The sequence below is a fragment of the Pseudoxanthomonas kalamensis DSM 18571 genome (genome assembly GCF_010211745.1).
Classification (GTDB): Bacteria; Pseudomonadota; Gammaproteobacteria; order Xanthomonadales; family Xanthomonadaceae; genus Pseudoxanthomonas_A; species Pseudoxanthomonas_A kalamensis.
Map to the genome: position 1 here is coordinate 1 of NZ_PDWQ01000082.1, position 562 is coordinate 562.

At 58.7% G+C, this 562-nt stretch carries 1 pseudogene; it reads left to right on the forward strand.

Features of this window, described 5'->3' with window-relative positions:
• Nucleotides 1-151: 151 nt before the first annotated feature.
• Nucleotides 152-562: pseudogene (locus CSC70_RS14105) on the forward strand (ABC transporter ATP-binding protein); the annotation flags it as partial.

Consider the following 562-nt stretch of genomic DNA (forward strand, 5'->3'; position numbering starts at 1 on the left):
TCTAATCAGACAGACATACAACGAGTTATAATGGGTTTATTACAATTGATGCCCACGTATGCACACGCTATTAGTCGGAATCCAGTAGACCTAGAGTACGCTCTAAGTAACAAACAATTATCTTGCTGTTTTTTTTTTCGGCTTCAACCCGGAATTAACCGGACGCGAGAACGTGCGGGTCAACGCCGCCATCCTCGGCCTTACGCCGGTCCAGGTCCGGGAGAGGATGGACGATATCGTCGCCTTCGCCGACATCGGCGACTACATCGACGAACCGGTGAAGACCTACAGCTCGGGCATGGCCCTGCGGCTGGCGTTCGCGGTGCAGGTGCATACCGATCCGGACATCCTGATCGTGGACGAAGCCCTGGCGGTGGGCGATGCCGCCTTCCAGGCCAAGGCCATGGCCCGGATCGACGAGATCCTGGCGCGGGGCACCACCCTGCTGTTCGTCGGGCACGACCTGAACGCGGTCAAGGCCTTCTGCCACAGGGCGATGCTGCTGGAGAAGGGGCGCATCGTGCTGCAGGGCCTGCCGGATGAGGTCATCACCGAGTACCTG